13 protein-coding genes, 2 tRNA genes, 3 rRNA genes and 2 pseudogenes are annotated in these 18,927 nt (G+C 63.2%); 4 read left to right on the forward strand and 16 right to left on the reverse strand.

The genetic code is table 11. The annotated features are described in order from the left end of the window. Nucleotides 1-77 precede the first annotated feature (77 nt). A pseudogene (locus CN538_RS04965) lies at nt 78-833 on the forward strand (1-(5-phosphoribosyl)-5-[(5-phosphoribosylamino)methylideneamino] imidazole-4-carboxamide isomerase). After that, nucleotides 830-1,603, forward strand: a complete 774-nt coding sequence (gene hisF / locus CN538_RS04970) for an imidazole glycerol phosphate synthase subunit HisF (RefSeq protein WP_106418753.1) — start codon at nt 830-832, stop codon at nt 1,601-1,603. Before CN538_RS04965 ends, hisF begins: the two are co-directional and overlap by 4 nt. 142 nt (nt 1,604-1,745) lie before the next feature. On the opposite strand, the gene CN538_RS04975 is transcribed toward hisF, so the two are convergent. From CN538_RS04975 to CN538_RS04985, 3 genes are all read right to left on the reverse strand, one after another. Beyond that, entirely contained in the window at nt 1,746-2,522 is a 777-nt protein-coding gene (locus CN538_RS04975) for a DUF3298 and DUF4163 domain-containing protein (RefSeq protein WP_106418754.1), read from the reverse strand. A gap of 201 nt (nt 2,523-2,723) precedes the next feature. After that, complete coding sequence (locus CN538_RS04980; RefSeq protein ID WP_106418755.1) at nt 2,724-3,314, reverse strand: YjaG family protein; 591 nt, start codon at nt 3,312-3,314, stop codon at nt 2,724-2,726. A gap of 138 nt (nt 3,315-3,452) precedes the next feature. Next, nucleotides 3,453-3,755, reverse strand: a complete 303-nt coding sequence (locus tag CN538_RS04985) for an MGMT family protein (protein WP_106418756.1) — start codon at nt 3,753-3,755, stop codon at nt 3,453-3,455. Between the two features lie 59 nt (nt 3,756-3,814). On the opposite strand from CN538_RS04985, the gene CN538_RS04990 reads away from it, so the two are divergent. After that, entirely contained in the window at nt 3,815-4,459 is a 645-nt protein-coding gene (locus tag CN538_RS04990) for a type 1 glutamine amidotransferase (protein ID WP_106420556.1), read from the forward strand. A gap of 15 nt (nt 4,460-4,474) precedes the next feature. Here the strand turns inward: CN538_RS04990 and CN538_RS24990 are convergent, their stop codons facing one another. The 6 genes and pseudogenes from CN538_RS24990 to CN538_RS05015 all read right to left on the reverse strand — a co-directional run bounded on the left by CN538_RS24990 (nt 4,475) and on the right by CN538_RS05015 (nt 10,037). Then, a complete protein-coding gene (locus CN538_RS24990) occupies nt 4,475-5,107 on the reverse strand; it encodes a hypothetical protein (RefSeq protein ID WP_479725164.1) in 633 nt (210 codons plus the stop codon). Nucleotides 5,108-5,235: 128 nt separating this feature from the next. Beyond that, nucleotides 5,236-5,601 (reverse strand): annotated as a pseudogene (locus tag CN538_RS26665) (rhodanese-like domain-containing protein); the annotation flags it as partial. After that, nucleotides 5,553-6,593 (reverse strand): selenide, water dikinase SelD, encoded by a 1,041-nt coding sequence (gene selD / locus CN538_RS05000; protein ID WP_106418757.1) that lies wholly within the window; start codon nt 6,591-6,593, stop codon nt 5,553-5,555. The pseudogene CN538_RS26665 and the gene selD, both read right to left, overlap by 49 nt. Before the next feature lie 108 nt (nt 6,594-6,701). Next, the gene (gene radA / locus CN538_RS05005) at nt 6,702-8,081 is read right to left on the reverse strand and encodes a DNA repair protein RadA (RefSeq protein WP_106418758.1); all 1,380 of its coding nucleotides are present in this window, start codon (nt 8,079-8,081) and stop codon (nt 6,702-6,704) included. Between the two features lie 190 nt (nt 8,082-8,271). Further along, the gene (locus CN538_RS05010) at nt 8,272-8,730 is read right to left on the reverse strand and encodes a copper resistance protein NlpE N-terminal domain-containing protein (protein WP_106418759.1); all 459 of its coding nucleotides are present in this window, start codon (nt 8,728-8,730) and stop codon (nt 8,272-8,274) included. 209 nt (nt 8,731-8,939) lie between these two features. After that, nucleotides 8,940-10,037, reverse strand: coding sequence for an alkene reductase (locus CN538_RS05015; RefSeq protein WP_106418760.1), 1,098 nt, complete (start codon nt 10,035-10,037; stop codon nt 8,940-8,942). A gap of 231 nt (nt 10,038-10,268) precedes the next feature. On the opposite strand from CN538_RS05015, the gene hisC reads away from it, so the two are divergent. Further along, on the forward strand, nt 10,269-11,321 hold the full coding sequence (hisC, locus tag CN538_RS05020) for a histidinol-phosphate transaminase (RefSeq protein WP_106418761.1): 1,053 nt from the start codon (nt 10,269-10,271) through the stop codon (nt 11,319-11,321). 8 nt (nt 11,322-11,329) lie between these two features. Here the strand turns inward: hisC and CN538_RS05025 are convergent, their stop codons facing one another. The 7 genes from CN538_RS05025 to CN538_RS05055 form a co-directional block, all read right to left on the reverse strand. Next, entirely contained in the window at nt 11,330-12,070 is a 741-nt protein-coding gene (locus CN538_RS05025) for an SDR family NAD(P)-dependent oxidoreductase (protein WP_106418762.1), read from the reverse strand. 227 nt (nt 12,071-12,297) lie between these two features. After that, a complete protein-coding gene (locus tag CN538_RS05030; protein WP_106418763.1) occupies nt 12,298-12,663 on the reverse strand; it encodes a hypothetical protein in 366 nt (121 codons plus the stop codon). Between the two features lie 491 nt (nt 12,664-13,154). Further along, nucleotides 13,155-13,270 (reverse strand): 5S ribosomal RNA (rrf, locus tag CN538_RS05035). 159 nt (nt 13,271-13,429) lie between these two features. Next, nucleotides 13,430-16,317, reverse strand: a 23S ribosomal RNA gene (locus CN538_RS05040). A gap of 242 nt (nt 16,318-16,559) precedes the next feature. Then, nucleotides 16,560-16,635: transfer RNA gene (locus CN538_RS05045), tRNA-Ala, on the reverse strand. A gap of 177 nt (nt 16,636-16,812) precedes the next feature. Next, nucleotides 16,813-16,889 (reverse strand) — tRNA-Ile (locus tag CN538_RS05050). Nucleotides 16,890-16,983: 94 nt separating this feature from the next. Beyond that, a 16S ribosomal RNA gene (locus tag CN538_RS05055) occupies nt 16,984-18,524 on the reverse strand. Together the 16S, 23S and 5S rRNA genes with 2 tRNA genes alongside form the textbook arrangement of a ribosomal RNA operon. Nucleotides 18,525-18,927 lie beyond the last annotated feature (403 nt).

Raw genomic sequence — 18,927 nt, forward strand, 5'->3', positions numbered from 1 at the left:
CCAGCGCGCGCCGTCCCCCCCCACCGATCATGTGCCAGCCGCGCTCGCGCTGGCCGACACGCAGAGGATTCGACGACATGCTGGTGATTCCCGCCATCGATCTCAAGGACGGCCAATGCGTGCGTCTCAAGCAGGGCCGCATGGACGACGCCACCGCCTACGGTGACGATCCGGTGGCCATGGCCGCACGTTGGGTGGAAGCCGGCGCCCGCGCCTGACCTGGTCGATCTCAACGGCGCCTTCGAAGGCAAACCGGTCAACGGTGAAGCGGTCACCGCCTCGCCCGCGCCTACCCCGATCTGCCGATCCAGATCGGCGGCGGCATCCGCAATGCCGAGACCATCGAGCACTACCTCGCCGCCGGGGTCAGCTATGTGATCATCGGCACCAAGGCGGTGAAGGAGCCGGCCTTCGTCGGCGAGATGTGCCGACAGTTCCCCGGCCACGTGATCGTCGGGCTCGATGCCAACGACGGTTTCGTCGCCACCGACGGCTGGGCCGAAGTCTCCACGCTCAAGGCGGTCGATCTGGCCAAGCGCTTCGCCGACGACGGCGTGACCTCGATCGTCTACACCGATATCGCCCGCGACGGCATGATGCAGGGCGTCAACGTCGAGGCAACCGCCGCGCTGGCCCGCGATGGCGGCCTGCCGGTGATCGCCTCCGGCGGCGTCACCAACCTGGACGACATCCGCGCCCTGGCCGAGGTCGCCGACGAGGGCATCATCGGCGCCATCACTGGCCGCGCCATCTATGAAGGCTCACTCGACGTGGCTCAGGCCCAGGCGCTGAGCGACGAGATCCGCGGCACTACCCGGGGAGGCCGCGCATGACCCTCGCCAAGCGCATCATCCCGTGTCTCGACGTCGATGCCGGCCGCGTGGTCAAGGGCGTCAACTTCGTCGGCATCCGCGACGCCGGTGATCCGGTGGAGATCGCCAAGCGCTACAACCAGCAGGGCGCGGACGAGATCACTTTCCTCGACATTACCGCCAGCCACGAGGACCGCGGCACCACGGTGGAGATGGTCGAACGCATCGCCGGCGAGGTGTTCATCCCGCTCACCGTGGGTGGCGGCATCCGCCGCTGCGAAGACATTCGCACCATGCTCAACGCAGGCGCCGACAAGATCTCGATCAATACCGCTGCGGTGACCCACCCGGACTTCGTGCGTGAGGCCGCCGAGCGCTTCGGCAGCCAGTGCATCGTGGTGGCGATCGACGCCAAGCGGGTCAGCGCCGAGGGCGAACCGCCGCGCTGGGAGATCTTCACCCACGGCGGCCGTCGACCCACCGGGCTGGATGCCGTCGAGTGGGCGCGCAAGATGGTCGACTACGGCGCCGGTGAACTACTGCTGACCAGCATGGATCGCGATGGCACCAAGGTCGGCTTCGATCTCGGCGTGACCCGGGCGATCAGCGACGCGGTGGAGGTGCCGGTGATCGCCTCCGGCGGTGTCGGCAACCTCGACCATCTGGTGGCCGGGGTGAAGGAAGGCGGTGCCGATGCGGTGCTGGCCGCCAGTATCTTCCACTTCGGTGAGTACACCATCCCCGACGCCAAACGCTACATGGCCGAGCACGGGATCGAAATGCGCCTCTGAGCGCGCCAAGATCTGCGCCGCAGCCGCAAGCGCGGAGTGATGAACAGCGAAGTGAAGCACAGCGCCGCGACCCGATCGGGTCGCGGCGCTTGCGTTGTTGGGGTGTGCTCGAGCGCGGTGTGCTTCAGTGCGGGCGCAAAGCTCAGGGCAGATAGCGCGGGCGGAAGATGCCCTCGAGATCGGCATAGGGGATGGTCAGCACTGGCTGGCCCACGGCGTAGGGCGCCAGGTCGTAGACCTGATACTTGACCGCCAGGGCGTCCTTCAGCGGCGCCACATTCTCGGAGATGACGAACGGCCACTGCTCGGCGGAGAGCCCCTGAGCCTGATCCGTGTGCAGCCAGCGCTGATGGGCGCGCGCCAGCGCCGCGTCATAGGCTGCGCGTTGGCCGGGCTTCAGCATCTCGGCCAGCGAGACCGGCTCGCGGATATCGCGGTCGATGACCAGATACTGGGTCAGCGGCAGACCGTGGGCGCCGCCACTGAACAGATAGCCGTCCAGCTCGATGACCAACAGGTCGTCGTGGTCAGCGATCACCTTGGCGTCGAGATCGGCGGCATATCCTGGCAGCTCCGGCACCTCGCGGCGCGCCTCCTTGGCGGCGGCGAAGACCTGATCGGCGAAGTCATCGAACGACTTGGCCCGGCCGATCGCGCTACCGTTGGGATCGTCGCTGAGGCCGCTGGCCAGCGCAAAGAGCCGCTTCTGCAGCAGCGCCGACAGCTCGGGCGATTCCGGGAAGCGCAGATAGTCGGCCTCGACCACGGCACAGGCGTCGCCATCGCACCCCGGCTCATGGGCCGTCTTCGTCACCGCTTCGGTACGCAGCGGGTCCTGGTGCCAGCCGGAGAGGCTCTGACAGCCGCTCAGCACCAGGGTAGCTAGCATGAGGGCGCCGAGCGCCACACGATGAGACATGCAGTTCCTCCTTGAACGTCTGGCCGTGCACGGCCGTCGTTGTCGCTTGTCACGGGCACGCTCCGCGCCCGAGTTGGCTGGGTAGCTCCTGAGATTGGTACGAAAAGTCGGCGAGCGCAGGCATTTTTCGTATGAAGCCTATTTCGTATAAACCTAATGTAGCGCTTTTCAAGCGCGTTTCGCGCCAATGCCTGCCCGGCGTCAGTCCAGGCTCAGTCCCAGGTTGCTGATCCCCTGGTTACGCCCCAGAGTGCGCAACTCGCGAAGTGCCTCGATATTCGGATCGGCTTCCACCGCTTCCAGCACCGCATCCTGGTAGTCGCGCTCGTCCTGCATCAACTCGTGTTCGCGGAACAGCGCGTTGAGCCGCTCCGAATCCTCGCTGCCATCGACCATCTCGATATAGGCGCGCACACCGTTGCGCGACACTTGGCTCACCTCCAGCACCGCCTCCGGCGCCTCGCTGCGCAGCGCGTCCAGCAGTGTGGTCAAGGCCATGATGCTCTCGGTGGCGCGCCGCGCACCGAAGCTGTCGTCCGCTTCCGGCGGCTCTACCGCCGCCAGCTTCTCGGCCTGCTTGTCGAAGTCGATCTTGGCACTCTTGACCTGCAGCCGCTCCCATACCAGATCGAGCACGTTGTAGAGCACGTTGGGATCGCCCATGCGACTCATCCCGGCATAGAGGGTGTAGTTGGGCGTGAGGCGCTCGCACAGCGCCGCCATGAAGGCGATACGTTGGCGCGGGTTGAGCGCGCGCAGGCGCTGGTTGAAACTGGCGGCGGGTTGGGACATCGGAACTCCAGAATGACAGCGGCGACGCTACGTGCGCCAAGTATGAGAAATGAGAGACAGGAACCTGGGCGAGTGAAGGCCGACGAAGAGGCGTCGCCGAGTGACCGCGAAACCCGGCCGCGCGCTTGTCGGCCGCGGCTAGTCCGGCCACAGCAGCCGCGCCGGCACGCGACCGGCGCCATCGAACACCACACCCTCTTCACGCAACAGGCGCTGCTGCTCACTGGCACCGCCATGATCGGCGACCCGCCGGGTGGCGTTGATCACCCGGTGCCAGGGCAGCGCGTGGCCGGCGGGGAGCTTGCGCATGGCGGTGCCCACCAGACGTGCGGTAGCGCCCTCGGTCATTCCGGCAATGCGTCCATAGGTGGTCACGCGGCCGGCCGGAACCTGCGCCACCACGGTGTAGATCTGCTCTAGCAGCGAAGCGCGTATCGCCATGATCGATCGATCTTTTTCCGCTTGTGAAGGGCGCCACGCGCCCGCATCATGACCTTATCATGCATATCTACTTTCTCCAGCACAGCTCGCTTTTCGCCCCCGGCCGCTTGGCCGACTGGCTGCAAGGCATGGGCCACAGCCACAATCGCTGCCGGCTCGACGAAGGCGAATTGCCCCCGCCCTGGGACCACTTCGACGGCCTGATCCTGCTGGATGCACTCGGCCCGCTCGATCCTCAGTTGGTCAAGCGCGAGCGCAAGCTGCTGGATCGCGCGCTGAAGAGCGGCAAGCCGGTGCTGGGTATCGGCTTCGGCGCCGCCCTGATCGCCGAGGCGCTGGGCTCGATCGTCTCGCCGGCGGTCGAGCCCGAGCGCGGCTGGCGCACCCTGACCCTGGACCCGGCCAGCCCGCTCGATCTTCCCGAGACCTTTGAGGCGCTGCTGTGGCATGGCGACATCTTCGGCCTGCCCGACGATGCCCTGCCGCTGGGCCGCACCTCTGCCGGGCCGGTACAGGGCTTCGTCTGGGATCGCGGCCGCGTGATCGCCATGCAGTGCCACCTGGAGCTGACCGCCAACGATGCCCAGGCGCTCTGCGCGCAGGAAGGAACGATGGCAGACGGCGGCGATCTACTCGCCGACCCCAGGCGCTTCGACCGTCAGGCAGCGCTTTTGGATCGCCTCATGAGCCAATGGCTCGACTAACCCCGGCGCCGCGCCTCAGCCCCGGTGCCCTGCGCTCCAGGCGCGAGCCGCTTGCAGACACTCGTCCCAACTGCCGACGAACAGGGTCCGGCGCTGCTGGCTCTCGAGCTGCTGGCGATACATGGGGTCGTAGTACTCCTGCAGCAGCGGGGCCAGCCAGGCGTCGTGGGCCTGGGGCTCGCCGACGGCACCGAAGGCGCGCTGCTGGGCCTCGAGCAGGCGCCCCAGGCGCTCGCTGCCGAGTCGCTTGCCGAGCCGCTTGAGCGCGCCGGAGAGCTGCTTGCGAAACAGCACCTCGCCCAACAGCGGCCCGTAGTCACGGTGGTAGAGCGCACTCAAGTCCTCGATATAGTCCTTGCGAATCTGCTCCAGGCGCCAGTCGAGGGGCATTTCCACGCGCACACAGGGAGCATCCTTCATCGTCTGCCAGAAGGTCGCCGGAATCGCCAGCCGTCCGATCCGCTGGGATTCGTCCTCCACCACCCGCGCCTGCGGCCGGCGCCACAGGTCGAGCGCCAGGCCATGTTCGAAATCGATCTGCGAGGGGCCGACCCGCGGATGCTGGCCGAAGGCGGAGCCCTTGTGGCGCGCCAACCCTTCGAGGTCGATCCCACTGTCGAGCGCCCCACCAGCGCGGTCTTGGCGCATCCGGTGAGCCCGGCCACCAGCAGCAGCGGGCCGCTGCTCTGCTGCTCCAGCAGGCCGAGCAGCGCGTTACGCATCGCCTTCCAGCCCCCGCGAATGCGCGGTACGGGTCGACCCCGCTGGCGCAACCACTGCTGGCTGATCTTGGAGCGCATGCCGCCCCGAAAGCAGTAGATGATGCTCTCGGGCGCCGCGTCGAGGGCCGCCTCCCAGGCGTCCAGCCGCCGCTCGCGCAGATCGCCGGTCACCAGTTCGTTGCCCAGCGCCACCGCGGCTTCCTGGCCGGAGAGCTTGTAACGAATGCCGACCTCGCGGCGCTCGTCGTCGTCCATCAGCGGCAGGTTGATGGCGCCGGGCAGGGCACCGGCGGCGAACTCGATCGGCGCGCGGACATCGATCAGCGGCCACTTGAGCAAGGCCAGATCGGCCTCGACGAATTCGCTGCCGCTCAACCCCGCACCTCGATCAGCCGGGCACCGCCGGTGGGGCTGACGCACTCGCCGAAGGCCTCCAGCGCCAGCCGATGCTCACGCCCAATGCGCTCGACGTCGTCGGCCCAGGCCGGGTCGACCGCCAGCAGCAGGCCGCCCGAGGTCTGCGGATCGCACAGCCACTGCCAGTGCGCCTCGTCCATCTCGCCCAGGGCCGTGCCGATCGCCTCGCGGTTGCGCCGCGTACCGCCGGGCACCGCGCCCTGGCGCCGATACGCCTCGGCCTCGGCCAGGCGCGGCAGCTTGGCGAAATCGATGCGCGCCTCGACGCCGCTTGCCGCGCACACTTCACTCAGATGCCCGGCCAGGCCGAAGCCAGTGACGTCGGTCATGGCGTGAACCCCTTCGATACGGGCCAGCGCCGTGCCTATGGCGTTGGCGGCGAGCATCGTCTCGCGCGCCAGGCCCTGATGCCCCGGCTTCAGCAGACCCTGCTTCTCGGCCGTTGTCAGCATGCCCACCCCGAGCGGCTTGGTCAGATAGAGCAGGTCACCGGGCTTGGCACCGCTGTTGAGCTTGAGGTGGGCGAGATCGACCAGACCGTTGACCGCCAGCCCGAAGATCGGCTCGGGGGCGTCGATCGAGTGGCCACCGGCCAGCGCCATACCCAGCTCGCGGCAGACGGCCTGGGCACCGGCCACGACATCGCCGGCCACCTCGCCGGGCAGCTTGTCCAGCGGCCAGCCGAGAATGCCCAGCGCCATGATCGGCGAGCCGCCCATGGCGAAGACATCGCTGATGGCATTGGTCGCGGCGATACGCCCGAAGTCGAACGGATCGTCGACGATCGGCATGAAGAAATCGGTGGTGGAGATCAGCCCGCGGCCATCGCCAAGATCGTAGACCGCCGCGTCCTCGCGCCCCTGGTTGCCCACGATCAGCTTGTCACTGCTGGCCCCGGGCCCCGCCTTGGCGAGAATCCGATCGAGCACGTCGGGGGCGATCTTGCAGCCGCAGCCGGCGCCGTGGCTGTACTGGGTCAGACGGATGGCACTCATGGTCGCACTCCTCACGCGGTCCCGATGGTTGTTCAAGGTGCAGTGTAACCGACGGCGGCGGTGAACGATGCCCTCGCCGCGCCCGTGGGCAGCGCCGCCGGCGCGGGATCAGAGCGCTTCCAGCGCCTCCGAGAGCTTGTCCACCGCCACTACCTGCATGCCGGCAGGCGCCTGCCGCGGGGCATTGCCACGCGGCACGATGGCGCGGGTGAAGCCATGCTTGGCGGCCTCGACGATCCGCTCCTGGCCGCTCGGCACCGGGCGGATCTCACCGGAGAGCCCCACTTCGCCGAATACCACCAGCTCGCGCGGCAGCGGCCGGTTCTGCAGGCTGGAGACCACTGCCAGCAGCACCGCCAGATCGGCGCTGGTCTCCAGCACCTTGACCCCGCCGACGACGTTGAGAAAGACATCCTGATCGCCGGTGAACAAACCGCCATGCTTGTGCAGCACGGCGAGCAGCATCGCCAGACGGTTGTGATCGAGCCCCACCGCCACCCGGCGTGGGTTGCCCAGCGCCGACTCGTCGAGCAGCGCCTGCACCTCGACCAGGATCGGCCGAGTGCCCTCCCACACCACCATCACCAGACTGCCGGAGGCCTGCTCTTCACTGCGCGAGAGAAAGATCGCGCTGAGATTCTTGACCTCCTTGAGGCCCAGCTCGACCATCGCGAACACGCCCAGCTCGTTGACCGCGCCGAAGCGGTTCTTCTGCCCGCGCAGGGTACGAAAACGCGAGTCGCTCCCGCCCTCGAGCAGCAGCGAGGCGTCGATCATGTGCTCGAGCACCTTGGGCCCGGCCAGGGTGCCATCCTTGGTCACATGGCCCACCAGCAGCAGCACGGTATTGCTCTGCTTGGCAAAGCGCGTCAGCGCCGCCGCGGATTCGCGCACCTGCGCCACCCCGCCCGGCGCCGAGCCGATATCCTCCAGGTGCATGGTCTGGATGGAGTCGATGATCAGCACTTCGGGGCGTTCGCGCTCGACCACCGCCAGCAGCGTTTCGACGCTGGTCTCGGCGAGCATCTTGAGCCCGTGGGTGGGTAGCTGCAGCCGATGGGCACGCATCGCCACCTGCGACAGCGACTCTTCGCCGGTCACATAGAGCACTCGCTTGCTCTGAGCCAGGCGGCAGGCGGTCTGCAGCAGCAGCGTCGACTTGCCGGCGCCGGGATGCCCCCCGAGCAGCACCGCCGAGCCGGGCACCAGGCCACCGCCGAGCACGCGGTCGAACTCTTCGAAGGTGGAGCTGAAACGCGGCACCTCGGTGAGATCGACGCCGGAGAGATCGACCACCTCCTTGGTCAACGCGCCGGCATAGCCGCCGCGCCCGGCGCTACCCGAAGCCGCCGCGGCGCCGGGGCGTGCGCTGGTCAGCCGGATTTCGCTCAAGGTGTTCCATTCGCGGCAGTTGCTGCACTGCCCCTGCCACTTGCTGTACTCCGCACCGCACTCGGTACAGACAAAGGCACTTTTCGCTTTGGCCACGTGCGGGAATCTCCGTCATCGCGATGAAAATCGTCGCACCCATGGTGCCACAGCGGTCCTGGATCGCAGAGCCGAGGTGCTCTGCCCTGCTTTGCTCAAAACAATCACAGGCACGGTGTCAGCCACTGAGGGAGCGAGCGGACACAAAAAAGGCGGCCCGCAGGCCGCCTTGGCGATCGGCGCGAAGCGCTTACTGCTTGGTCAGGCGCAGCATCTGGCCGTTTTCGAACTGACGGCGCTGCGGGTCGATCAGCTCGAGGGTGTTGGGATCGATCTTCTGGAAGTAGTAGATCTGGCCCTCACCGTTCGGCGTCAGCTCGTAGACCGTGGCCTTGGGATCGGTGGCGGTCCCGGTCATCACGTCCCACTGGCCCTGATACTGCTCCGGCCCCGGGTTCTGCGGATGATTGATGTAGTCGGCCTCGAGCGTGAAGGTGCGCTCCGGCGCCGGCGACGACTCACTGCCGCTGAGGTTGACGGTCAGGTCGATACCGTCGCAGCTACGGCAGGGCAGCGTGCCCTCGTAGGTCGTGGTGGTGGCGGAGGCGCCGGTGTCGGCCGTGCCAGACTGGGTCTGCGAGCCACCGCTGGCGCAACCTGCCAGCAAGGCTACCGTGGCGGCGCTGGCCAGCAACGTCCTGATCTGCATTGGGGTTCTCCTTACACTTCTGGGCCAAGCGGACCGCAGGGGCGGCCGCGTCACTACAGCGTGGTTGCTCTAACATCGTCGCTACACCATAGCGGCTAGACGGCGATCACTAAAGCGTAGCGGCCACCGCATCGCCGCTATCGGCGTGTCGCCTAAGAATAGCGGCAAGCGCGCCGTGTGGCACCCCATCGGCACCACACAGCCCCGCATCAGTCGAGCGTGGGGTAATCGGTATAGCCCTCGGCGCCGCCCCCGTAGAAGGTATTCGGGTCGGGCTCGTTGAGCGTGGCATCGCGCCGGAAGCGCTCGACCAGATCCGGGTTGGCGATATAGGGCCGCCCATAGGCCGCGGCATCGCCCAAGCCCGCCTCGATCAGCGCCTCGGCACGCTCGGCGGTATAGTGACCGCAGTAGATCAGGGTGCCGCTGAAGCGCTCGCGCAGATCGCGACGGAAAGCGTTACTCAACTGAGGGCCTTCGCCGGTCCAGTCCGGCTCGTTGATATGCAGGTAGGCAATACGCCGCCGGCCCAGCTCTTCGGCAAGGTAGCGCATCATCGCCTCCGGCTCGTCGTCGGAGAGTCCGAATATCTCGATGAAGGGCGACAGCCGCACGCCGACACGTCCGGCGCCCAGCTCTGCGCTCACCGCATCGACCACCTCGAGCAGCAGCCGCGCGCGGTTGACCACGTTGCCACCGTAGCGGTCGGTGCGCTGGTTGCTGCCGGTGGCGAGGAACTGCTGCAACAGGTAGGCGTTGGCGGCATGCACTTCGACCATGTCGAAACCAGCACGCTTGGCGCGCTTGGCGGCTTGCCGATAATCCTCGATGAGCCCGGGGATCTCGTCGGTGTCCAGGGCGCGAGGGGTACTGGTCGGATGCTGGCCGGAGCTGCCATCTGCGAACTCGACGAAGCAGTTGGCCCCCTCGGCGCGCAGCGCACTCGGTGCCACCGGCTGCTGGCCGTCCGGCTGCACCATCTCGTGGGAGACGCGACCGACGTGCCACAGCTGCAGCGCCATCTTGCCGCCCGCACCGTGCACGGCATCGACCACCTGGCGCCAGCCCGCCTCCTGGGCATCGGTCCAGATGCCCGGGGTATAGACATAGCCGCGCGCCGTGGGCGAGATATTGGTCGCCTCGCTGATGATCAGCCCGGCACCGGCGCGCTGGGCGTAGTACTCCGCCTGCAGGCGGCCGGGAACGCTATCCGGGGTGCGAGCGCGCGTCAGCGGCGCCATCAGCACCCGGTTGGCGAGTTCGATGTCTCCGATCTGGAGCGGAGAGAGCAGTTTTTCGTAGGGCATGATGATCCTTATCACTCGATGCGAGTTCTCTGAGGAGATGAGGTCATTAGAGGACTAATCAACCCCTCGTGACGCCGCCGCCCCAGACTTGCGCCGTCCTGCGACAGCGGTCACTATGACAGGCACCACCGCGCCGAGCGTGCACACGCCGAGCGTCCCGGCCCCGGAACCGTCCCCAATCCTTTATCGCCAACCGTTTCCCGACACTGCCCAGCCCCATCGCGAGAGATCATGAGCCAACTCTGGAGTCCTGCCGTCCGCGCCCTGACGCCCTACGTACCCGGCGAGCAGCCGCGTGAGAGACTGGTCAAGCTCAATACCAACGAGAATCCCTATCCGCCGTCACCCGCGGTCGCCCAGGTGCTACGCGATATCGACACCGAGCAGCTGCGCCGCTATCCCGACCCTGACTCCCGCGCGCTGCGCGAGACGCTGGCCGAGACCCACGGTGTGGCGCCGGAGCAGGTGTTCGTCGGCAATGGTTCGGACGAAGTACTCGCGTTCGCCTTCCAGGCTTTCTTCTGCCAACCCCGGCCGCTGCTGATGCCGGCGATCAGCTACAGCTTCTATCCGGTCTACTGCAAGCTCTACGACATCGCCTATCGCACCGTGGCGCTGGATGACCGCTGGGAGATCGCCCTCGACGCCTTCGACGGCGACAACGGCGGCGTGGTCTTCGCCAACCCTAATGCCCCCACGGGGCACGGCCATCCACGTGCCGAGATCGCACGTCTACTGTCGCGCATTCAGGACAGCGTGGTGCTGGTCGATGAAGCCTACGTCGACTTCGGCGGCGAGAGCGCGGTGCCGCTGGTCGCGGACCAACCCAACCTGCTGGTCACTGGCACGCTCTCCAAGTCACGCAGCCTGGCAGGGTTGCGGCTGGGCTATGCGATCGGCTCGCGGGAACTGATCGAGGGGCTGGAGCGGGTGAAGAACTCGTTCAACTCCTACCCGGTCGATATGCTCGCCAGCGCAGTGGCGATCGCGGCGCTGAACGACCGTGAGCACTTTAAGCGTTGCTGCCAGCAGGTGATGGCCACACGCGAAGAGACACGTCGCTCGCTGGTCGAACTCGGTTTCGAGGTGCTGCCATCGCAGACCAACTTCCTGTTCACCCGGCACCCGCAATTCGCCGGCGAGACACTGTTTGCCGGACTGCGCGAGCGCGGGATTCTGGTGCGTCACTTCAATCGCGATGGTCTGAGCGATTTCCTGCGTATCTCCATCGGTACCGATGAAGAGATGCAGGGACTGATCACCGCCCTCGAAGCGATGATCTAGGCACGCGCTCACCACGGAACAGGCTTGCCCGCCCAATCCCAGAAGCTGCCGCTCTCCTCGGGGCGGCGCTCACTGATCACCGTCAGCAGGCGCTCGGCGACGTACTCGGGGCTGAACAGCTTGCCGTCGGGTACACGCCGCTGGAACGGCTTGGAGAGCTCGGTATCCGTCGTGCCCGGATGCAGGCAGAGCACGATTGCCTGCTTGTTGTAGCGCGCCAGCTCGATGGCCGCCGTCCGCAGCAGCATGTTGTGTGCCGCCTTGCTCGCCCGATAGCCATACCAGCCGCCGAAGCCGTTGTCCTCGATCGAACCTACCCGCGCCGACAGACTCGCCACCAGCGTCGGATGTTGCCCCTTCAGTGACCCCAGCACAGCCTTGAGCAGCAGCGCCGGGGTGATCGCATTGACATGGAACAGCGTCGCCAGGCTGTCAGCATCGAGCTCCTCGAGACGCTTCTCCGGCGCAATGTCACGCGTCGCGTCGTGCAGCATGCCCAGGGTATTGAACAGCAGATGCAGTGGCGCCCCGGCGAGCCGCTCGCCCAGACGCGCCAAGCCCTCTGCTTCGGTGAGATCGGCTGTCAACGTTTCGACCCGGTCATCGTCGAAGGCCAGCGACTGACGCGACACTGCCAAGATGCGCCCCACCCGCGATGTGTCCAACAGACAGCGCACGACGGCCTGGCCGATCCCGCCACCAGCCCCGGTCACCACAGCAGTAAAATCGTCGGGTAATCGCTCCAGCATACCGCCCTCTCCCGTCATGATCGCTGGCTCGGCACTCGAGCACTTCAGTCTCGACAGACTAGTCCAGCAACAGGCTTGGCGCTCTCTACGCCGCCCCACCGATCCCATACACACAAAAAGCCCCGGCGCGGGGGCGGGCCGGGGAAGTGGAGGTGTGGAGTCTGGCGCTCGCGGGTCTCAGAGAGGCATCAGGGGCGAGCGCTGTTCGTTCTGGGTGTGAGCACGCCTCAGTCGAGACTGGCGAAGCTCACGTCGACATTGCCCTGGCCGCTGGCGTTGACGTTCTGCAGCGCCTGGGCGGCAGCGACGCTCTGACCCTGGCCGACCAGGTCGGCGGCACCGGCGCGCAGATGGGTGCCACGCTGGGTCTGCTCGGCGACCTGCACCAGCGCCTGGTTGGCCGCGGTGCTGTGGCCACCGCTGACCGTATCGACGCTGTAGCGGGTCGGCAGCGTCTGGTAGTCGCTCACCACCTGGGTATTCAGCGGCTGGTGCAGCGCAGCGAAGGCCTGCTTCTCGGCGAAGCTGTTGGCCTGGGCCACGGCCGGCAGTGCCACGATCAGGGCGATAGCGGTAAGGAGACGGGTTTTCATGGGGAACCTCCAGTGACTGTCTTACAGGTCGATGAGTGCGTTGGGCCTTGGCCTCAACCGTTGGTGACAGTATGGGGGCGCTACTGTTAGCGGGCTAATCGAATACACCGAAGGCGACTATCATGCGCATCGATGTATCGATGCGGTATCCCAGATGAGGCAGAGACAGAGCACAGATAGGACTTCGGCCAACTATCCACAGGCGGTCACCGCGGGCTCTCGATAAAGAGGGTGGGGATAAGTCGAAGCCTAGAGCGTCAGCGACACCAGGAGGGCCTGGGCCGCGTTGCGGAGGAGATGGTGCAGGGCCTAAGCCCAGAAACGAGTGAACCCCAGTCTCTCTCGAGACTGGGGTTCGGTATAACTCGTCTCATCCTGAGACTCGCCCTTCGGGCCCGCTAAAGCGGTTCCCGTTCGTTCCCAACGAACAGGTCCAGGGGAGCCCCCCAAACGAATGAACCCCCGGCATGGGCCGGGGGTTCGGTATAGGTGCCTGACGATGACCTACTCTCACATGGGGAGACCCCACACTACCATCGGCGCTAAGCGGTTTCACTTCTGAGTTCGGCATGGAATCAGGTGGTTCCCACTCGCTATGGTCGTCAGGCAAAACTGACGTCGACATGAACCTGTGACACGCTTTCACGCGCCAGCTTCACATCGACCAATCTGGATCATGCTGATGATACGTCTCTTGCCTATCCGGCCATTGTCGCGATGCGATCGCGCGACCCCGGTCTGGAGTACCCAGACCCCTTGGGGTTATATGGTCAAGCCTCACGGGGCATTAGTACACGTTAGCTCAACGCCTTGCAGCGCTTCCACACCGTGCCTATCAACCAGCTCGTCTTGCTGGACCCTTTAGGAGACTCGAAGTCTCAGGGAGATCTCATCTTGAAGGGGGCTTCCCGCTTAGATGCCTTCAGCGGTTATCCCGTCCGCACATAGCTACCCGGCAGTGCCACTGGCGTGACAACCGGAACACCAGAGGTGCGTCCACTCCGGTCCTCTCGTACTAGGAGCAGCACTTCTCAAATCTCCAACGCCCACGGCAGATAGGGACCGAACTGTCTCACGACGTTCTAAACCCAGCTCGCGTACCACTTTAAATGGCGAACAGCCATACCCTTGGGACCGACTTCAGCCCCAGGATGTGATGAGCCGACATCGAGGTGCCAAACACCGCCGTCGATGTGAACTCTTGGGCGGTATCAGCCTGTTATCCCCGGAGTACCTTTTATCCGTTGAGCGATGGCCCTTCCATACAGAACCACCGGATCACTAGAACCTACTTTCGTACCTGCTCGACGTGTCTGTCTCGCAGTTAAGCACCCTTATGCTCTGCACTCAATGCACGATTTCCAACCGTGCTGAGGGTACCTTCGTGCTCCTCCGTTACGCTTTCGGAGGAGACCGCCCCAGTCAAACTACCCACCACACACTGTCCTTACACCGGATCACGGTGCGAAGTTAGAACGCCAATGATGCCAGGCTGGTATTTCAAGGTTGGCTCCACCGCAACTGGCGTCACGGTTTCCAAGCCTCCCAGCTATCCTACACAAGCAACATCAGCGTCCAGTGTGAAGCTATAGTAAAGGTTCACGGGGTCTTTCCGTCTAGCCGCGGGTACACAGCATCTTCACTGCGATTTCAATTTCACTGAGTCTCGGGTGGAGACAGCGTGGCCATCATTACGCCATTCGTGCAGGTCGGAACTTACCCGACAAGGAATTTCGCTACCTTAGGACCGTTATAGTTACGGCCGCCGTTTACCGGGGCTTCGATCAGGAGCTTCGCTTGCGCTAACACCATCAATTAACCTTCCGGCACCGGGCAGGCGTCACACCCTATACGTCCGCTTACGCGTTAGCAGAGTGCTGTGTTTTTAATAAACAGTTGCAGCCACCTGGTATCTTCGACCGGTTCACGCTAGGAGAGCGAGTCTCTTCACGCTACGCCGGCGCACCTTCTCCCGAAGTTACGGTGCCATTTTGCCTAGTTCCTTCACCCGAGTTCTCTCAAGCGCCTTGGGATTCTCACCCTGACCACCTGTGTCGGTTTGGGGTACGGTCGCATGTGATCTGAAGCTTAGAGGCTTTTCCTGGAAGCGTGGCATCGATGACTTCCGGACCGTAGTCCGTTCGTCTCGTCTCTCGGCCTTGAGAGCCCGGATTTGCCTAAGCTCTCAGCCTACTGACTTTCACCAGGACAACCAACGCCTGGCTCACCTAGCCTTCTTCGTCCCCCCATCGCAATCACATCCGGTACGGGAATATTGACCCGTTTCCCATCGACTACGCTTTTCAGCCTCGCCTTAGGGGCCGACTCACTCTGCTCCGATTGACGTAGAACAGAAACCCTTGGTCTTCCGGCGGGGGAGGTTTTCACTCCCCTTGTCGTTACTCATGTCAGCATTCGCACTCGTGATACCTCCAGCATGCTTCTCAACACACCTTCGCAGGCTTACACGACGCTCCTCTACCGCTCATCCTGAGGATGAACCCGTAGCTTCGGCATCTGGTTTGAGCCCCGTTACATCTTCCGCGCAGGCCGACTCGACTAGTGAGCTATTACGCTTTCTTTAAAGGATGGCTGCTTCTAAGCCAACCTCCTAGCTGTCTATGCCTTCCCACATCGTTTCCCACTTAACCAGAATTTGGGGGCCTTAGCTGACGGTCTGGGTTGTTTCCCTTTTCACGACGGACGTTAGCACCCGCCGTGTGTCTCCCACGCTCTACTCACCGGTATTCGGAGTTTGCCTCGGGTTGGTAACCCGGGATGGGCCCCTAGCCGAAACAGTGCTCTACCCCCGGCGGTAATACGTGAGGCGCTACCTAAATAGCTTTCGAGGAGAACCAGCTATCTCCGAGCTTGATTAGCCTTTCACTCCGATCCACAGCTCATCCGAATCTTTTTCAACAGATCCCGGTTCGGGCCTCCAGTCAGTGTTACCTGACCTTCACCCTGGCCATGGATAGATCGCCCGGTTTCGGGTCTATATCCAGCGACTGGTCGCCCAGTTAAGACTCGATTTCTCTACGCCTCCCCTATACGGTTAAGCTCGCCACTGAATATAAGTCGCTGACCCATTATACAAAAGGTACGCGGTCACCGAACAAGTCGGCTCCCACTGCTTGTACGCACACGGTTTCAGGATCTATTTCACTCCCCTCTCCGGGGTTCTTTTCGCCTTTCCCTCACGGTACTGGTTCACTATCGGTCAGCCAGGAGTATTTAGCCTTGGAGGATGGTCCCCCCATGTTCAGTCAAGGTTTCACGTGCCCCGACCTACTCGATTTCACATGTTCAGGTTTTCGACGACGGGGCTATCACCCACTATGGCCGGCCTTTCCAGACCGTTTGTCTAACCAGTCACATGCTTAAGGGCTACTCCCCGTTCGCTCGCCGCTACTGGGGGAATCTCGGTTGATTTCTTTTCCTCGGGGTACTTAGATGTTTCAGTTCCCCCGGTTCGCTTCCCAACACCTATGGATTCAGTGTGGGATACCCAGCTTATGCTGGGTGGGTTTCCCCATTCGGACATGCCCGGGTCACAGGTTGTTTGCCACCTCACCGAGCCTTTTCGCAGGCTACAACGTCCTTCATCGCCTCTGGCTGCCTAGGCATCCACCGTGTGCGCTTAATCGCTTGACCATATAACCCGAAGGAGTCTGGTCGCGCGATCACAACGACAATTGCCGGATACGCTTGAGACGTATCACTTTTCGCTCTTCGCCATTCCAACTACAAATGGTGAAGAACTGTCAGCATGATCCATATTGTTAAAGAGCGTTTAGAGCAGAAGCTCTAAGCGATCGACTCGGTCGCGGTTGTCGCGACGAAGCGGATGGCTTAGAACTCGATGACTGTGTGGCGTGGGCCAACGGGGAAAGATTTGGTGGAGCCAAGCGGGATCGAACCGCTGACCTCCTGCGTGCAAGGCAGGCGCTCTCCCAGCTGAGCTATGGCCCCGGCTAGACATTTCGTCAGAGACAAGGCGCTTTTTGCCGACGTGTAGCCTGCTACACGAGGTGAAAAGCAACGCCGTATCTGGCGAAATTGGTGGGTCTGGGCCGATTCGAAAAACCCCGCGACCTCACCCTCTCTTTTTACACCCCGGGGGTGCGCTCTTACCAACTGAGCGTGAGATGGTGGGTCTGGGCCGATTTGAACGGCCGACCTCACCCTTATCAGGGGTGCGCTCTAACCAACTGAGCTACAGACCCGGCTTTACCACTGGGTCCGTGACCCAAACAGTCATTGCTCTTGGTCGATCAGGTAATTGATTGTGAGCGCTTATCTCGCGATCCGCTAATCGTTTAAGGAGGTGATCCAGCCGCAGGTTCCCCTACGGCTACCTTGTTACGACTTCACCCCAGTCATGAACCACACCGTGGTGATCGCTCCCCCGAAGGTTAAGCTAACCACTTCTGGTGCAGTCCACTCCCATGGTGTGACGGGCGGTGTGTACAAGGCCCGGGAACGTATTCACCGTGACATTCTGATTCACGATTACTAGCGATTCCGACTTCACGGAGTCGAGTTGCAGACTCCGATCCGGACTGAGGCCGGCTTTCTGGGATTCGCTCCACCTCGCGGTCTCGCAACCCTTTGTACCGGCCATTGTAGCACGTGTGTAGCCCTACCCGTAAGGGCCATGATGACTTGACGTCGTCCCCACCTTCCTCCGGTTTGTCACCGGCAGTCTCCTTAGAGTTCCCACCATTACGTGCTGGCAAATAAGGACAAGGGTTGCGCTCGTTACGGGACTTAACCCAACATTTCACAACACGAGCTGACGACAGCCATGCAGCACCTGTCTCAGAGTTCCCGAAGGCACCAAGGCATCTCTGCCAAGTTCTCTGGATGTCAAGGGTAGGTAAGGTTCTTCGCGTTGCATCGAATTAAACCACATGCTCCACCGCTTGTGCGGGCCCCCGTCAATTCATTTGAGTTTTAACCTTGCGGCCGTACTCCCCAGGCGGTCGACTTATCGCGTTAACTGCGCCACTAAGTCCTTAAAGGTCCCAACGGCTAGTCGACATCGTTTACGGCGTGGACTACCAGGGTATCTAATCCTGTTTGCTACCCACGCTTTCGCACCTCAGTGTCAGTGTCAGGCCAGAAGGCCGCCTTCGCCACTGGTATTCCTCCCGATCTCTACGCATTTCACCGCTACACCGGGAATTCTACCTTCCTCTCCTGCACTCTAGTCTGGCCGTTCCGGATGCCGTTCCCAGGTTGAGCCCGGGGCTTTCACAACCGGCGTGCCAAACCACCTACGCGCGCTTTACGCCCAGTAATTCCGATTAACGCTCGCACCCTCCGTATTACCGCGGCTGCTGGCACGGAGTTAGCCGGTGCTTCTTCTGCGAGTGATGTCCTTCTTGACGGATATTAGCCGCCAAGCCTTCTTCCTCGCTGAAAGTGCTTTACAACCCGAGGGCCTTCTTCACACACGCGGCATGGCTGGATCAGGCTTGCGCCCATTGTCCAATATTCCCCACTGCTGCCTCCCGTAGGAGTCTGGGCCGTGTCTCAGTCCCAGTGTGGCTGATCATCCTCTCAGACCAGCTACGGATCGTCGCCTTGGTGAGCCATTACCTCACCAACCAGCTAATCCGACATAGGCTCATCCGATAGCGCAAGGTCCGAAGAGCCCCTGCTTTCTCCCGTAGGACGTATGCGGTATTAGCCTGGGTTTCCCCAGGTTATCCCCCACTACCGGGCAGATTCCTATGCATTACTCACCCGTCCGCCGCTCGCCACCAGGGAGCAAGCTCCCCGTGCTGCCGCTCGACTTGCATGTGTTAGGCCTGCCGCCAGCGTTCAATCTGAGCCATGATCAAACTCTTCAGTTAAAAGTCTGATAGTCCTTACCTCTTCTCTGCCCGAAAGCATCAGAAGCGAAGCGGACCAAACTTGGTTCAAGGTCAAACGAATCTTAGACGAGTCGCTTGCCTTGATATGCTGTGACTGGCGTCACGCAAGACAAGCGCCCACATCAATTACCTGATCGATTGTTAAAGAGCGTCCTTACTTGAAGTCTCGTCTCACGCAGAGCACCGAGCCTTCTGCCGTGACCCAAGTGCTTGTCAGCGCTTGCTTTCTGGGTCGCCGTAAGGAGAGGCGTATTTTAAGGATCTTGGGGAAGATGTCAACGTCTTTCTTGTCGACGCTTGCCCGGCTTCCGTTGCTGCTGGAGAACCGATCCTGAAAAAGCGAGGGGCGTATTCTGCTTTCCTCATCGCTAGCTGTCAATCG

The organism is Salinicola tamaricis, from assembly GCF_003006155.1.
GTDB classification, from domain to species: Bacteria; Pseudomonadota; Gammaproteobacteria; order Pseudomonadales; family Halomonadaceae; genus Salinicola; species Salinicola tamaricis.

What these genes read in the sequence shown, in the direction of transcription:
- CN538_RS05010 (WP_106418759.1), bottom strand. Translation starts at nt 8,730, where the DNA reads ATGCAGATCAGGACGTTGCTGGCCAGCGCCGCCACGGTAGCCTTGCTG.
- CN538_RS05015 (WP_106418760.1), bottom strand. Translation starts at nt 10,037, where the DNA reads ATGCCCTACGAAAAACTGCTCTCTCCGCTCCAGATCGGAGACATCGAA.
- CN538_RS04975 (WP_106418754.1), bottom strand. Translation starts at nt 2,522, where the DNA reads ATGTCTCATCGTGTGGCGCTCGGCGCCCTCATGCTAGCTACCCTGGTG.
- CN538_RS04990 (WP_106420556.1), top strand. Translation starts at nt 3,815, where the DNA reads ATGCATATCTACTTTCTCCAGCACAGCTCGCTTTTCGCCCCCGGCCGC.
- selD (WP_106418757.1), bottom strand. Translation starts at nt 6,593, where the DNA reads ATGAGTGCCATCCGTCTGACCCAGTACAGCCACGGCGCCGGCTGCGGC.
- hisC (WP_106418761.1), top strand. Translation starts at nt 10,269, where the DNA reads ATGAGCCAACTCTGGAGTCCTGCCGTCCGCGCCCTGACGCCCTACGTA.
- CN538_RS05025 (WP_106418762.1), bottom strand. Translation starts at nt 12,070, where the DNA reads ATGCTGGAGCGATTACCCGACGATTTTACTGCTGTGGTGACCGGGGCT.
- CN538_RS24990 (WP_479725164.1), bottom strand. Translation starts at nt 5,107, where the DNA reads ATGCGCCAAGACCGCGCTGGTGGGGCGCTCGACAGTGGGATCGACCTC.
- CN538_RS04980 (WP_106418755.1), bottom strand. Translation starts at nt 3,314, where the DNA reads ATGTCCCAACCCGCCGCCAGTTTCAACCAGCGCCTGCGCGCGCTCAAC.
- hisF (WP_106418753.1), top strand. Translation starts at nt 830, where the DNA reads ATGACCCTCGCCAAGCGCATCATCCCGTGTCTCGACGTCGATGCCGGC.
- CN538_RS05030 (WP_106418763.1), bottom strand. Translation starts at nt 12,663, where the DNA reads ATGAAAACCCGTCTCCTTACCGCTATCGCCCTGATCGTGGCACTGCCG.
- CN538_RS04985 (WP_106418756.1), bottom strand. Translation starts at nt 3,755, where the DNA reads ATGGCGATACGCGCTTCGCTGCTAGAGCAGATCTACACCGTGGTGGCG.